A 13,557-nucleotide genomic window follows, 5' to 3' on the forward strand; every position below is an offset into this window, starting at 1 on the left:
GTCGTTGGTCATCGCGAGCGTGGCTAACCGCTCCGCCGTCGGCGGTCAATCCCGCGTCTTGACGATCACATTTCACGCACTATTTAAAGTTACATGAAACGCGACAGCCGACTCTCGGGCGTGCTCCACGTCCTCCTCCATATGGCCGAACAGGGCTCTCCGATGACCTCGGACCAGCTCGCGAAGGCGATGCAGACGCACCCGGTCGTGATCCGCCGCATCCTCGGCGGGTTGCGCGATGCGGGCTTCGTCCACAGCGAAAAGGGCCATGGCGGCGGCTGGACGATCGCGAAGGACCTTGGTCACATCACGATGCGCGACGTCTATGACGCGATCGGGCGGCCCAGCCTGATGGCGATGGGCAACCGCACCGAGGCGCCCGGCTGCCTCGTCGAACAGGCGGTCAACGCCGCGCTCGACACCGGCTTTCGCGATGCCGAAGCGCTGCTGCTCGCGCGCTTCGGCGAAGTGACGCTCGCGGCGCTCGCCGCCGATTTCCACGCGCGCATGGCCGCGCGATCCCCCCAAACGCGGGAGCATATCCATGGCTGAAGGCGCCCAGCATTTCCTCGACAGCTTCAAAGACCCCGCCGCGGTCGCGCGCTATACCGAAGGGCCGCGGCGCTTCGTCCCCGGGCTCGACGGCCTCCACCGCATGACCGGGCTGTTGCTGGCCGAGCGCGTCCCCGACGACGCGCATATCCTCGTGCTCGGCGCGGGCGGCGGCAGCGAGATGAAGGCGATAGCCGAGGCGCATCCGGGCTGGCGTTTCACCGGTGTCGACCCCGCCGGACCGATGCTCGACCTCGCGGCTGAGGTGCTCGGGCCGAACGCCCACCGCGCGGAATTGATCGAAGGCTATATCGACGACGCCCCCGCCGGCCCGTTCGACGGCGCGACCTGCCTCCTGACTCTCCACTTCCTCGAGACCGAAGAACGCATCCGCACCGCCGCAGAAATCCGTCGCCGCCTCAAGCCCGGCGCACCATTTGTGGCTGCGCACGGCAGCTTCCCACAGGGTGCTGACGAACGCGATCGCTGGCTCGATCGCTACGCCGCCTATGCCATCGCCTCGGGCGGCGATCCCGATCAGGTCGCCAAGGGCCGCGAGGCCGTCGCCACCCATGTCGCGATGCTGAGCCCAGAAGCCGACGAAGACGTGCTTCGCGCCGCGGGCTTCGCCAACGTCGAGCAATTCTACGCCGCCTTCACCTGGCGCGGCTGGGTGGGTTATGCGTAAGCGACGTGGGCGCGCCTAACTCGCGCCCGGCGCGGGCAGCCGCGCGAGCAGCGCGACGAGCTGCGCCTGCGTGGTCGCGCCGGTCTTGCGGAAGATCCCTTTCAGAAGGAAGCGGACCGCGTTCACGCTGACCGCCCGCAGCGCCGCATAGTCCTTCAGCGTGTCGCCCGCGGCGAGCGCGACGGCGAGGCGGGCTTCGGCGGGGGTCAGCCCGAACCATTGCGCGACGCGATCGATTTCGACCACGGGGGTTTCGCCCGGCGCGCTGCCAAGCGTGACGATCAGCGAGGCGCCGAGGCGCACGCCGCCAAGTTGCTGCACCGACTGCCGCGTGACGCGCGCGACGAGCACGGGGCATTCGGCGCCCGCGTCGCCGACCGTCTGGAAAGCGAGGCCGGCGGGGTCGGCGCTTTTGACGAGGTCGAGCAACCGTTTCTGGCTGGCGGGATGGGTGAAAGCGAAGCGGTCCTGCGCGATGCGGATGAAGCCCGCCTGTTCATAACGCGCGGCGCGGTTGTTCGCGGCGAGGATACCCAGCTGGTCGTCGAGGCTGAAAATCGCGAAGGGCGCGGCGTCGGCGGCGGCGCGCGCGGCGCCCGCGGCAAGGTCGAGCGAGGCGATGCGGTCGCTGATCCGCATCGCGCGCTGGATATGCGGCGCGAGAACGCGGAGGCCGCGCTTCAGCCGCTCGACGTCGCGGTCGCCGGGGCCGGGGATCATCAGCCCGAGGCGGTCGCCGTCGCGCCGGTCGAGCAGCACCCCGACAAGCCGGTCGATGCCATAGGGTTTGAGGAAATTGCGGAAGAACTCGCTCTCGTAAAATTCCTCGCGCGTCATGATGTCATAACTATCGATGACGCTGCCGTTGCCATAGCGCTGGAACTTGCGCGACCACGGATGGCTGCCGGCATAGACCGCGGTGTAGATTTCCTGGATGCCGGCGGCGAGGCCCGTCGCGGCGACGAAGCGCGCGCTCGGCGGATTGCTGCTTTCCCAGAGGATGAAGGCGGCTTCCCAGCTCAGCGGACAGAGCGTGCCGGTGATGCGCGCGAGGGTTTCGTTCCAGCTTTCGGGATGGAGCACCGAATCATAGATTTTGCCGATCAGCGCGTTGAGCACTTCCCATTCGGCCGGCGCATTATGGTCGGACGGAAAGGTCGATAGCTGGCCACTCTGCATGCACTTCCCCCCAGAAGACCCGCAGCGATCTCATTTGAGAGGAGCCAAGGCGCGAAGGCAAGCGCAATGCGATAAAACGAAAATATTCTGTCTCCTACCCACGTGGGTAGTGAAACAATCGACCGAATCGGCCATTGAACGGGTGCGACCCGAGGAAGGTGGAACCAAGGCCATCTTGCTCTCTTGAAGTCCGTCGGCTTGCCGGCGGACTTCATTTTTATGCGCCGAGACGGGCTGAGCCGGCGCGATGGCCAGCACGGCATTCCACCCCAAGGGGACATCAGCCTTCGAAGCCGATCTCCACCGACGGCGCGCTGCGCCGATGCGCACCATGATAGACCGCCTCGATATTGTTGCCGTCTGGGTCGAGCAGGAAGGCCGCATAATAGCCCGGATGATAGGGTCGCTCGCCCGGCGCGCCATTGTCGCGCCCGCCCGCCGCAAGGCCCGCCTTGTAAAAGGCGTCGACCGCACCGCGGTCCGCCGCCTGAAACGCCAGATGATGCCGCCCGGTCAGCTGGCCGAGCGCCGCCTGGCTGTCCTTCGTCGACACGAATAACTCGTCGGCCCAGAAATAATCCTCGGCCTCACCGCCAATCGGCACGCCGAGGACATCGAAGATCGCGCCGTAAAAAGCGCGGCTCGCCTTCAGATCGGCGACGACAAGCTGGATATGATCGATCAACCGCCCGCGGTGCAGCAATTGCGTTTCCATGGATGACTCCTCTCCTGCCCGCGCCGCACACGGAGAACCGCTTCGCACCCCGATGGTTCCCATGGTTTCGGCCGCCTCAATCGATCGTGGGGCTTGCGCCGATGATAATTACAACATATTGCGCAATATATTGTACGAATCGCATAATGGACGGGAAAACGCATGAACATTCGGCATTGGGCTGCAATTCTGATCGCCACCACCGCAGGGATGGGAAGCACCGCCGCTGCGCAAGACGCGCCGCTCACGGCCGCCGACAAGCGCGCGGTCGTCGAACAGCTCGGCCAGACGCTCGAGGCGAACTACGTCTTTCCCGACAAAGCGAAAACCATTGCCGCGACGCTCCGCCGCCACCTCGACGCCGGCGATTATGATAAAGCGACCGACCGGCGCATGCTCGCCAGCGAGCTGACCGACGACCTGATCGCGGCAAGCAACGACCTGCATTTCTCGGTCGGGGTCGATCCGGCATGGGTCGCCGACTATGCCGCACGGCAGGACCCCGCGCGTGCCGCGGCAGTGCGCGAGGCGGAACGGCGCGAAGAGGCCCGGAAGAATTTCGGCTTCGCCGGCCTCCGCTATCTGGGTGGCAATATCGCCTATGTCGACCTGACGCATTTCGCCGATCCCGAACCCGGCTATGACGCCGCCGCGGCGGCGATGCGCTTTATCGAAAATGGCGACGCGGTGATTTATGACCTGCGCTACAATAATGGCGGCTATCTCGAGATGGCGCAGCTGCTTGCGAGCCAGCTTTTCCGCGGCGACAAGGATCAGGAGCTGTTCGACTATTATTATAACCTCGACGGTCGCCGCGTCGAACGCGGCCAATGGGTGCTCCCCGCGCTGCCCGCGAAGCGGCTGACCGGAAAACCCGTCTATGTCCTCACCGGATCGACCAGCTTCTCCGCCGCCGAATGGTTCGCCTACACGCTCAAGAAACTCGGCCGCGCAACGCTCGTGGGCGAACGCACCGCGGGCGGCGCGCATCCGGTCGACCGCAAGCCCGTCGGCACCGACTTTTTCGTGCAGGTGCCGATCGGCCAGATCCGCGACCCTATCGACCGCGGCGATTTCGAAGGTCAGGGCGTCACGCCCGACCATCTGGTCCCGTCGGCCGACGCGCTCGCCGTCGCGCATCGCCTCGCGCTCGCCGACCTCGCCAAGACCGATCCGGCCAAACGCGCCGACGCCGACTGGCTCGCGCCCGAACTCGCCGCGCGCCCGCAGCCGACCACCGCCGCGCTCAAGGCCATCGCTGGCCGCTACGAAGAACGGCGCGTCGACCTCGTCGAGGGCAAATTGCTCTACACCTGGCGCGAACGCCTCCGCCTGACGCTCGAACCGCTCGCCGGCGATCTGCTCGCGATCGAAGGCGTGCGCGACTTCCGCTTCCGTATTGTACGCAAAGGCGGCAAGGTCACCGCGCTCGAACGCATCGACCGCGATGGAACAACCCAGACCTATGCCCGCATCGACTGACATCTCGACCGATCTCGACGACATCTCGTTCCTCGGCCGCCTCAGCGAAGCACTGAGCCAGCGGATCGAGGAACAGACGCGTCCCTTGTTCGACGAAGCCGGCATCACCGTCCCCGTCCGCTCCTGCTCGCTGCTCACCGCGCTCGTCGAGGCCGGCGAAGCCTCGGCCGCCGACCTCGCGCGCGCGCTCGGTCAGTCGCACCAGCTGGTCATCCAGAAATGCCCCGCGCTGCTTCGCCTCGGCCTGATCACCCAGCACGCCGACCCCGCCGACGCGCGGCGCAAGATTTTCCGGCTGACCGATGCGGGCCACGACCAGCTCGCCCGCATCGACGCCTATAGCGTGCGGATAGGCGAGGTCTATCGCGCGCTCTTCGAAGAGGTCGGCGACGTTCACGGCGCGATATTGAAGGCGCTCAAGGCCTTGGCCGACAAGCCACTGAGCGAACGCATCCGCGAATAGTCAGAGCGTCCGGAACATCACCAGCGCATCGACGAAACCCTCGACCGGATGATCGAACGCGCCCGGCAAGCGCCCCACGACTTCGAACCCCAGCGACTGCCACAGCCCGACCGCGCGCACGTTCGCACTCACCACGAAATTGAACTGCATCGCGCGAAAGCCGCGCGCCTTGGCATGGTCGATCGAGTGCAGGCCCATCGCCCGCGCGACCCCGCGCCCGGTCGCCGCCGCGCCGGTCACATAGCCCGCGTTGGCGACATGCGCGCCGCCCCCCGTCTGGTTCGCGCGAAGATAATAAGTGCCAAGGATGACGCCGCCCTCCTCCGCCACGAAGCTCTCCTTATCGCCGCCGAACCAATAGGAGAGCGCATCCTCCTCTGCCATGTCGCGATCGAGCGTCAGCGTCTCGCCCGCACGGATCACCGGCTCGATGATCGTCCAGATCGCGGCGGCGTCTTCGGGCGTGGCGGGACGGATCAGCATCGCGAACGCCTATGCCCGGACAGGCGCGCTGGCAACCACGCTACGCCACGCAGGCTTCCGCAATCGCCGTCACATGACGCAGGTCGGTGCCGCAACAGCCGCCGACGACCTTGATCTGCGGAAAGCGGTCGAGCAACGCGCGGTGGCGCGCCGCGAGGTCGGCCGGATCGCCGATGTCGAGTTCGGTCATCGCGTCGAGCTCGGCATGGCTGAGGCACGATGCATTCGCACGCACCCCGCCGATCCGCGCCGTCCACGCCGCACCATCATCCAGCACCGCGTCGAAATGCGTCGGATGCGCACAGTTGATCATATAATAGGCCGGGTAACCACCGGTCGCCGCATCGACCGCTGCGACAGCAGCGCCCAGCGCATCCCCCGTCGGCAGCCGCCCATCGGTCTCGACCGTGAAACTGATCGCGACCGGAAGCCGCAGCGCCCTCGCGGCATTCGCCACGCCCACCGCCTCGGGGACATTCGTCATCGTGATCGCCGCGAGCATCTCGGCCCCCGCCGCCGCGAGCACCCCCGCCTGATGCGCGTGATAGGCCTGAGCCTCCTCCGCGCGCATAACCGTCCCCGGATCATAGCCGTCGCCGCGCGGGCCGAGGCAACCGCTGATAACGACCGGCACATCGGCATATTCGGCGCGCAGCCCGGTGAGCAGATCGATCGCCGCGCCGTTCAGCGCATCGAGTTCGGCCAGCGAAAAGCCCAGCGGTTCGGCCCAGTCGGGACTCGCGCGCCAGGTCGCGCTTTCGAGGATCAGGCCGGTGCCCTTGCGTCGCGCGAGATCGAGAAAGTCGCGGTAATAGGCTTCGAGGACGTCGAGACCTTCGTCGGACGTGAACAAGGTCACCGACGAAAAGAGCGGCAAGTCGATGCCCTTGTTGAATAAAATATCGGTTTCGAGACCCGCATCGGTCAGGAAAAATCGTTCCAGTTGCGGTAGTGAAGAGATCGCCATCCCCAGCCCCTCCTTCAAATATCCGCCGCGAATATTATAAGGGAAGCGGCCTATTGTCTATCAGACCAGCTTTCAGCTACTCATCAGGAAAGGCGCGACAATTTCGTCAGTCACCCGAAGCGGCCGCCCGCTCGCCTTGTCGAGCAGCGCCCACACCGTCCGCGCGCGGACATGGACCTTTCCGCTCTCACCGGTGAATTCCATGAAGCGGTCGAACTTCGCGCCCTGCGGCTTGTCGGCGACCCACGTCCGCGCGGTCACCGTCTCGCCGGGCCCCAGCGCGCGGAGGTAATCGATCTCGTGCCGCACCACGACCCAGATATAGGCATCCTTGTGGCTCTGCGGCGCGGCGGCGTCCCAATGGCCCGTCGCGACCTGCTGGATCCACTGGACCCAGACGGCATTGTTGACATGCCCAAGCTCGTCGATGCTCCCGGGCGTCGCAGTAAGTTCGAGAGTATATTCTTTCATCGGCCGCCCAGACTATGTCGAGATTCAGTTCGTGGTGGAGCGAGAATGGCTGGCTCCGAGAACCGGAGCGCAGCGTACTTTTGTACGTGAGCACCGGAAGCGCAGGAGACGGCCGTTCGCAGCCCGCCACGGGCTGAATATCGGCATAGTCTATGCGAGTTCGACGGTGGTCACCATATAGCCCGCATCGCGGAGCGCCGCGACGAGGCTGTCGAGATGCTCGCGGTCGCGCGCTTCGCACTCGATGTCGGTGATCAATCCCTTGGCGGGCAGCGTCGTGAAGATGCGCTGGTGATAGATTTCGATGATGTTGACCTGCTTCTCGTCGAACAGCTTCATCACCTTGAACAAGGCGCCCGGCCGGTCCTGCAGCCGGATGCGCAGGCGCGCGATACGGCCCGAACGCGCGAGGTCGCGCAGCAGCACGTTCGCGAGCAGGCGCGTGTCGATATTGCCCCCGGTCAGCACCAGCCCGACCTTGCGGCCGGCGAATTCTTCGGGGTGCGCGAGCAGCGCCGCGAGCCCCGCCGCGCCCGCGCCCTCGACCACCGTCTTTTCGATCTGGAGCAGCAAGCTGACCGCGCGCTCGAGATGGCGCTCGGCGACGAGCACGATATCGTCGTTGAGTTCGGCGACGAGCTTGCGCGTGTAGCTGCCCGGCTCCTTCACCGCGATACCTTCGGCGAGCGTATCGCCCTCGCATGCCATGTCGACGCCATTGAGTTCGGCGTACATCGACGGATAGAGTTCGGCCTGCACCCCGATCAGGCGCATGTCATTCTTGATCCCGCGCGCCGCGGTGCCCATGCCCGCGAGCAGCCCGCCGCCGCCGATCGGCACGATCAGCGTGTCGAGTTCGGGCACATCCTCGAGCATTTCGAGCGCTACCGTGCCCTGCCCCGCCGCGACGTGCGGATGGTCGAAGGGATGGACGAAGGTCAACCCGCGCTCGACTTCCAGCTCGCGCGCATGCGCATAGGCGTCGTCGAACTTCTCGCCATGCAAGACGATCGTCGCGCCGTGGCTCGCGGTTTGCGACACTTTCACCTGCGGTGTCGTGCTCGGCATCACGATGGTAACGGGAACGCCGAGCCGCTTGCCATGATAGGCGAGTCCCTGCGCATGATTGCCAGCCGACGCGGCGATCACACCGCGCGCGCGCGCTTCCTCGTCCATCAGCAACAGCGCGTTCAGCGCGCCGCGTTCCTTATACGCCGCGGTGAACTGCAGATTTTCGAACTTCAACCACACCTCGGCGCCGACCATTTCGGACAGCGTCTGCGAATGGAGCGTCGGGGTGCGGACCACCGCGCCGTTAATTCGCCCCGCCGCCGCGCGCACATCGTCCAATGTGATCGCCGGTAAATCGGCGGCGGAGGTCAGGGTGAGTTGATCTGTCATAACGGCAAGCGCACTAGCCTATCTGGCGCGCCGCGCAAACTATGCTTATGGACTTGGCCATGAGCGAACAAAAATTGCGCATCAGCTTCATCGGAACCGGCGTCATGGGCGGACCGATGGCAGGCCACCTCGTCAAGGCGGGCCACCACCTCACCGTTTACAACCGGACGCGCGCCAAGGCCGATGCCTGGGTCGCGCAGCACGGCGGCATCGCTGTGGCAACGCCGGCCGAAGCGGCACGCGACGCCGATGTCGTCCTCACCTGCGTCGGCAACGACGACGACCTCGCGCAAGTGACGCTCGGCCGCGACGGCGCGTTCAAGGCGATGCGCAAGGGCGCGCTGTTCGTCGATCACACCACCGTCTCCGCGCGCATCGCGCGGCAATTGTCGGTCGAAGCCGAAGGGCTCGGCCTCCTCTGCCTCGATGCCCCCGTCTCGGGCGGCGAGGCCGGCGCCCAAAACGGCACGCTTTCGATCATGTGCGGCGGCACCAAGGCCGCCTTCGACGCCGCCGCGCCGGTGATGGACGCCTATGCCGCGCGCATGGTGCATATCGGCGGCCCCGGCGCGGGGCAGACGACCAAGATGGTCAACCAGATCGCGATCGCCGGTGTCGTCCAGGGCCTCTCCGAAGCGCTCCGTTTCGCGCAGGCGTCGAAGCTCGACACCGACAAGGTTTTCGAGGCGGTATCGGGCGGCGCCGCCGCGAGCTGGCAGATGCTCAACCGCTGGGGGACGATGGCGAAGGACGAGTTCGACTTCGGTTTCGCGGTCGACTGGATGCGCAAGGACTTGGGCCTCGCGCTCGACGAAGCACGCGTCAACGGCGCGACCTTGCCGGTCGCCAGCCTCGTCGATCAATTCTACGCCGATGTGCAAAAGGCCGGCGGCGGGCGAAAGGACACCAGCTCGCTCGTGACGAGGATTCCGAAGTGAAACGCCTGATCGTCACCGCGCTGGCCCTCACCCTCGCCGCCCCCGCGCACGCCGACACACTCGTCGACAATGTCAACGGCATCACGCTCGACAAGGATGGCAAGCTCGTCCGCTTCACCGGGCTCGTCATCGATACGCAGGGCAAGGTGAAGCAGCTGCTCGACCGCAAGGACAAGCGCCCCGAACGCCCCGATTTCAAGGAAGACGGCAAGGGCCGCACGCTGATCCCCGGCCTGATCGACGCGCACGGCCATGTCATAGGGCTCGGCTTCCAGCTCATGCTGCTCGACCTGTCGAACACCAACAGCCTTGCCGAGGCGCAGGCGGCGATCCGCAAATATGCCGCCGAAAATCCCGAAATGCCGTGGATCATCGGGTCGGGGTGGAATCAGGAAAAATGGGGCCTCGGCCGTTTTCCGACCAGTGCCGACCTCGACGCCGCGGTGCCGAACCGCCCTGTGTGGCTCGAACGCGTCGACGGCCACGCCGGCTGGGCCAACACGGCGGCGATGACCGCGGCGAAGATTACCCCCGCGAGCAAGTCACCCGAGGGCGGACGCATCGAAATGGAGGGCGGCAAGCCGAGCGGGGTCTTCGTCGACGCCGCGATGAGCCTGATCGAGAGCGCGAAACCCAAACCGCTCGCGCGCGACCTCGACCGCGCGCTGTATCTCGCGCAGCAGAAACTGCTCGAACAGGGGATCACGACGATCGCCGACATGGGCACCAGTATCGCCGACTGGCAGGCGTATCGGCGCGCCGGCGATAAGAAACAGCTTTCGGTGCGCATCCTCAGCTACGGCGCCGACATCGACAATATGGCAATCATCGCGGGCCCCGAACCGACGCCCTGGCTCTACGACGACCGGCTCCGCATGGTCGGGGTGAAGCTCCTGCTCGACGGCGCCTTGGGTTCGCGCGGCGCGTGGCTGAAGGCGCCGTACAGCGACGCGCCGGGGCAAAGGGGCCTGCCCCTCCTCACCCCCGCGCAGCTCCGCAACAAGATGGTGCGCGCGTCGATGGACAAGTTCCAGGTCGCGATCCACGCGATCGGCGACGCCGCCAATGCCGAGGCGCTCGATGCGATCACCGACCTCACCGCCGACCTGCCCGGCGAGCGCCGCTGGCGCATCGAACATGCGCAGATCATCGACCCCGTCGACATTCCGCGCTTCGCGACGCTCAAGGTCATTGCCTCGACGCAGCCCGTCCACCAGACGAGCGACCGCGTGATGGCCGAAGCCCGCCTCGGCCCCGACCGGCTCAAGGGCGCCTATGCCTGGCGCAGCCTCGAAAACGCCGGCGTCCGTCTTGCCTTCGGCTCCGACGTGCCGGTCGAAAGCGCGAACCCCTTCCCCGGCATCGCCGCCGCGATTTCGCGCACCGACGCCAAAGGCGAACCCTTCGGCGGCTGGCGCCCCGAGGAGATCGTGACGCGCGAAACCGCGCTCGACGGCTTCACGCGCACTGCGGCCTTCGCCGGGTTCGCCGAGGACCGTATCGGCACGCTGATGCCCGGGATGCGCGCCGACTTCCTGATCGTCGAGGCCGATCCCATGCTCGCAAGCCCCGACGAAATCCGCCGCATGACCCCGCTCGAAACCTGGATCGGCGGCTATCGCTATTACAAGAAGAAGGAGGGCGCGACCGTTGGCCGCTGATGTGCCGACCCGTCGCGCGCTCCTGACCGGCCTCGCCGCGCTGCCGGTTGCCGCCGCAGCGGCTGCGGCCGAGCGCAAAGAACGCAAGCCCAAGAAGCGCAAACCCGCGAAACCCAGGGTCCAGCATGTCGACGTCGCGATCATCGGCGCGGGCGTGTTCGGCGCATGGACCGCATGGCATCTGCTCCGCGCGGGCAAGTCGGTGCGCCTCTTCGACGCCTATGGTGCGGGCAACGCGCGCGCCTCGTCGGGGGGTGAAAGCCGCGTCATCCGCATGGGGTACGGCGCCGACACCATCTATTCGGAGATGGCACGCGATTCGCTCAAATATTGGAAAGACCTGTCCGACACCGCGAGCGCGCCGATCTTCCACAACACCGGCGTGCTGTGGTTCGCGCCGCAGGGTGACGCCTACACCGCGCAATCGCTCGCGTGGCTGCAGGCGAACCGCGTCGGCCACGAACATGGCGACGTCAGCTGGCTGCAGGACAAATATCGCCAAATCCAATTCTATCAGGGCGAGACCGGCATCCTCGAAACCGAAGCGGGCGCGCTGATCGCCGCGCGCGGGGTGCAGGAGGTGATCGCCGACGCGCAGATCGAGGTCGAGCGCGTCGTCATGCCCGCACCGCTCTTTTCGAAGCGGATCAGGAAGCACACGCTTCCCGACGGCGGGACCGCCGACCATCTCGTCTATGCCGCGGGCCCGTGGATCGCCGAACTCTTCCCGCAGCAATTGGGCGGCAAGATCGTCGCGACGCGGCAGGAGGTCTATCATTTCGGCGCGCCGCAGGGCGACAGCCGCTTCGCCCCGCCCGAACTTCCGGTCTGGGCCGATTTCAACAATGGCCGCATCGTCTATGGCATCCCCGACCTCGAAGGAGCGGGGTTCAAGATCGCGATCGACGTCCATGGCCCGGCGATCGACCCCGACACGATGGAACGCCAGCTCTCACCGGCCGGAATAGCCGAGGCGCGCGCATATATGCAGCGCCGCTTTCCCGGACTCGCCAATGCCCCGCTGATCGGCGGGCGCGTCTGCCAATATGAGAATAGCTCGAACGGCGATTACCTCATCGACCGCTTCCCCGGGCAGGAGCGCGTCTGGCTCGTCGGCGGCGGCTCGGGCCACGGGTTCAAGAACGGCCCCGCGGTTGGCAAACGCGTCGCGGCGCACATCCTCGACAAGAATCTCGCGGTCGAACCGCGCTTCAGCTTCGCGGCCAAGAGCACGGTGGCGGCGCGGACGGTCTTTTAAGGAGCCTGTGCCCCTGCGAAGGCAGGGGCCCATCTCCGGTGCTGGAATTTTGCGCGGCGGCAGGTGATGGACCCCTGCCTTCACAGGGGTATAACGGGGAAATTAGGTGCGCCTGACCGACTGCCACAATATCGACGATTTCCGTGCGCTCGCGAAGCGGCGCCTGCCGTGGCCGGTGTTCGACTATATCGACGGTGCCGCCGACGACGAGGTCACGCGCCGCCGCAACCGCGCCGCCTTCGACGATTGCGACCTCATCCCGCGCGTCCTCGCCGGGGTCGAAAGTGTCGACATGCGAACGACCTTGTTCGGGCGGGAGATCGCGATGCCGCTCTTCCTGTCACCGACCGCGCTCCAGCGCCTGTTCCACTGGCAGGGCGAGCGCGCCGTCCTCCGCGCCGCCGCGAACGCGGGCACTGTCGCGGGCATATCGAGCCTCGCGACGATCAGCCTCGCCGAAGCCGGCGCGCTGACGGGCGGCCCCAAGCTGTTCCAGCTCTACGTCCACCATGACGAAGGGCTCAACCAGGCGATGCTCGACGCCGCGCGCGACGCGAAGTTCGATGCGGTCGCGCTCACCGTCGACACGATCGTCGGCGGCAACCGCGAACGCTGCCTGCGCTCGGGCTTCACCTCGCCGCCGCGCTTCACCGCATCGAATATGCTGAGCTATGCCGCCAAGCCCGGCTGGGGCCTCGACTATGTCCTCCGCGAAAAATTCAGCCTGCCGAACCTTGCGACGCATGTCTCCGAAGGGTCGAGCGTGCCCAAATCGGTCGCCGAATATTTCACCTCGATGCTCGACCAGAGCCTCGACTGGAAACGCGCCGAGGCGATCCGCAAGAAATGGGACGGCCCCTTCTGCCTCAAGGGCATCGTCGCCGTCGAGGATGCGAAGCGCGCCGCCGACATCGGCGCCACCGCGATCATGGTGTCGAACCATGGCGGGCGCCAGCTCGACGGCAGCATCGCGCCCTTCGACGCGCTCGCCGCCATCGTCGACGCGGTCGGCGACCGGGTCGAGGTGATCTGCGACGGCGGCATCACGCGCGGCACGCATGTGCTGAAGGCGCTGTCGGTCGGCGCGAAAGCCTGTTCGGGCGGCCGCCTCTATCTCTATGCGCTCGCCGCGGCGGGCGAGGATGGCGTCGCACGCGCGATCGCCTTGCTCCGCGCCGAAATGGAGCGCGGCATGAAATTGATGGGCGCCAGGACCCTCGCCGATCTCGGCCCCCACAACCTTCGCTGGCGGTAAGCCCGGCGTTCGCGCACGAAAAAGGGGACGGCCTCCCCCGAAGC

General features: G+C 66.4%; 14 protein-coding genes. 8 read left to right on the plus strand and 6 right to left on the minus strand.

Going from position 1 to position 13,557, the window contains the following annotated elements; genetic code table 11:
* Nucleotides 1-93: 93 nt before the first annotated feature.
* Together FG91_RS19500 and FG91_RS19505 are read left to right on the plus strand one after the other, a co-directional pair.
* Complete coding sequence (locus FG91_RS19500) at nucleotides 94-552, plus strand: Rrf2 family transcriptional regulator (protein WP_037518459.1); 459 nt, start codon at nucleotides 94-96, stop codon at nucleotides 550-552.
* Complete coding sequence (locus tag FG91_RS19505; RefSeq protein ID WP_037518462.1) at nucleotides 545-1,240, plus strand: class I SAM-dependent methyltransferase; 696 nt, start codon at nucleotides 545-547, stop codon at nucleotides 1,238-1,240. The genes FG91_RS19500 and FG91_RS19505 overlap by 8 nt, the downstream gene beginning before the upstream one ends.
* Nucleotides 1,241-1,255: 15 nt before the next feature.
* Here FG91_RS19505 and FG91_RS19510 read toward each other — a convergent pair whose 3' ends face one another.
* Complete coding sequence (locus FG91_RS19510) at nucleotides 1,256-2,419, minus strand: helix-turn-helix transcriptional regulator (protein WP_037518465.1); 1,164 nt, start codon at nucleotides 2,417-2,419, stop codon at nucleotides 1,256-1,258.
* Between the two features lie 280 nt (nucleotides 2,420-2,699).
* Nucleotides 2,700-3,134, minus strand: coding sequence for a VOC family protein (locus FG91_RS19515; RefSeq protein ID WP_037518467.1), 435 nt, complete (start codon nucleotides 3,132-3,134; stop codon nucleotides 2,700-2,702).
* Nucleotides 3,135-3,296: 162 nt separating this feature from the next.
* Here FG91_RS19515 and FG91_RS19520 point away from each other — a divergent pair, with 162 nt between their 5' ends.
* Both FG91_RS19520 and FG91_RS19525 read left to right on the plus strand, forming a co-directional pair.
* Nucleotides 3,297-4,616 carry a S41 family peptidase gene (locus FG91_RS19520; protein ID WP_081940690.1) on the plus strand — a complete coding sequence of 440 codons (1,320 nt, stop codon included), beginning with the start codon at nucleotides 3,297-3,299 and terminating at the stop codon, nucleotides 4,614-4,616.
* On the plus strand, nucleotides 4,600-5,079 hold the full coding sequence (locus FG91_RS19525; RefSeq protein ID WP_037518469.1) for a MarR family winged helix-turn-helix transcriptional regulator: 480 nt from the start codon (nucleotides 4,600-4,602) through the stop codon (nucleotides 5,077-5,079). The genes FG91_RS19520 and FG91_RS19525 overlap by 17 nt, the downstream gene beginning before the upstream one ends.
* On the opposite strand, the gene FG91_RS19530 is transcribed toward FG91_RS19525, so the two are convergent.
* From FG91_RS19530 to FG91_RS19545, 4 genes are all read right to left on the minus strand, one after another.
* Complete coding sequence (locus FG91_RS19530) at nucleotides 5,080-5,562, minus strand: GNAT family N-acetyltransferase (RefSeq protein WP_037518471.1); 483 nt, start codon at nucleotides 5,560-5,562, stop codon at nucleotides 5,080-5,082.
* Nucleotides 5,563-5,602: 40 nt separating this feature from the next.
* Nucleotides 5,603-6,529, minus strand: a complete 927-nt coding sequence (locus FG91_RS19535) for a homocysteine S-methyltransferase family protein (RefSeq protein WP_037518473.1) — start codon at nucleotides 6,527-6,529, stop codon at nucleotides 5,603-5,605.
* Nucleotides 6,530-6,601: 72 nt separating this feature from the next.
* Nucleotides 6,602-7,000 carry an acyl-CoA thioesterase gene (locus tag FG91_RS19540; RefSeq protein ID WP_037518475.1) on the minus strand — a complete coding sequence of 133 codons (399 nt, stop codon included), beginning with the start codon at nucleotides 6,998-7,000 and terminating at the stop codon, nucleotides 6,602-6,604.
* 150 nt (nucleotides 7,001-7,150) lie between these two features.
* Complete coding sequence (locus FG91_RS19545) at nucleotides 7,151-8,401, minus strand: threonine ammonia-lyase (protein ID WP_037518477.1); 1,251 nt, start codon at nucleotides 8,399-8,401, stop codon at nucleotides 7,151-7,153.
* A gap of 59 nt (nucleotides 8,402-8,460) precedes the next feature.
* On the opposite strand from FG91_RS19545, the gene FG91_RS19550 reads away from it, so the two are divergent.
* The 4 genes from FG91_RS19550 to FG91_RS19565 all read left to right on the plus strand — a co-directional run bounded on the left by FG91_RS19550 (nucleotide 8,461) and on the right by FG91_RS19565 (nucleotide 13,513).
* Nucleotides 8,461-9,339: an NAD(P)-dependent oxidoreductase gene (locus FG91_RS19550; RefSeq protein ID WP_037518479.1), complete on the plus strand. Its 879-nt coding sequence runs from the start codon at nucleotides 8,461-8,463 to the stop codon at nucleotides 9,337-9,339.
* On the plus strand, nucleotides 9,336-11,000 hold the full coding sequence (locus FG91_RS19555) for an amidohydrolase (protein ID WP_081940692.1): 1,665 nt from the start codon (nucleotides 9,336-9,338) through the stop codon (nucleotides 10,998-11,000). The genes FG91_RS19550 and FG91_RS19555 overlap by 4 nt, the downstream gene beginning before the upstream one ends.
* Nucleotides 10,990-12,258: an FAD-dependent oxidoreductase gene (locus FG91_RS19560; protein ID WP_037518482.1), complete on the plus strand. Its 1,269-nt coding sequence runs from the start codon at nucleotides 10,990-10,992 to the stop codon at nucleotides 12,256-12,258. Before FG91_RS19555 ends, FG91_RS19560 begins: the two co-directional genes overlap by 11 nt.
* Nucleotides 12,259-12,364: 106 nt before the next feature.
* Entirely contained in the window at nucleotides 12,365-13,513 is a 1,149-nt protein-coding gene (locus FG91_RS19565; protein WP_037518484.1) for an alpha-hydroxy acid oxidase, read from the plus strand.
* Nucleotides 13,514-13,557 lie beyond the last annotated feature (44 nt).

This window comes from Sphingopyxis sp. LC81, from assembly GCF_000756375.1.
Classification (GTDB): Bacteria; Pseudomonadota; Alphaproteobacteria; order Sphingomonadales; family Sphingomonadaceae; genus Sphingopyxis.

Bases quoted from the DNA above. Each gene is read 5' to 3' on its own strand.
- FG91_RS19525 (WP_037518469.1), top strand. From the start codon at position 4,600: ATGCCCGCATCGACTGACATCTCGACCGATCTCGACGACATCTCGTTC.
- FG91_RS19545 (WP_037518477.1), bottom strand. From the start codon at position 8,401: ATGACAGATCAACTCACCCTGACCTCCGCCGCCGATTTACCGGCGATC.
- FG91_RS19505 (WP_037518462.1), top strand. From the start codon at position 545: ATGGCTGAAGGCGCCCAGCATTTCCTCGACAGCTTCAAAGACCCCGCC.
- FG91_RS19500 (WP_037518459.1), top strand. From the start codon at position 94: ATGAAACGCGACAGCCGACTCTCGGGCGTGCTCCACGTCCTCCTCCAT.
- FG91_RS19550 (WP_037518479.1), top strand. From the start codon at position 8,461: ATGAGCGAACAAAAATTGCGCATCAGCTTCATCGGAACCGGCGTCATG.
- FG91_RS19540 (WP_037518475.1), bottom strand. From the start codon at position 7,000: ATGAAAGAATATACTCTCGAACTTACTGCGACGCCCGGGAGCATCGAC.
- FG91_RS19535 (WP_037518473.1), bottom strand. From the start codon at position 6,529: ATGGCGATCTCTTCACTACCGCAACTGGAACGATTTTTCCTGACCGAT.
- FG91_RS19510 (WP_037518465.1), bottom strand. From the start codon at position 2,419: ATGCAGAGTGGCCAGCTATCGACCTTTCCGTCCGACCATAATGCGCCG.
- FG91_RS19520 (WP_081940690.1), top strand. From the start codon at position 3,297: ATGAACATTCGGCATTGGGCTGCAATTCTGATCGCCACCACCGCAGGG.
- FG91_RS19530 (WP_037518471.1), bottom strand. From the start codon at position 5,562: ATGCTGATCCGTCCCGCCACGCCCGAAGACGCCGCCGCGATCTGGACG.
- FG91_RS19515 (WP_037518467.1), bottom strand. From the start codon at position 3,134: ATGGAAACGCAATTGCTGCACCGCGGGCGGTTGATCGATCATATCCAG.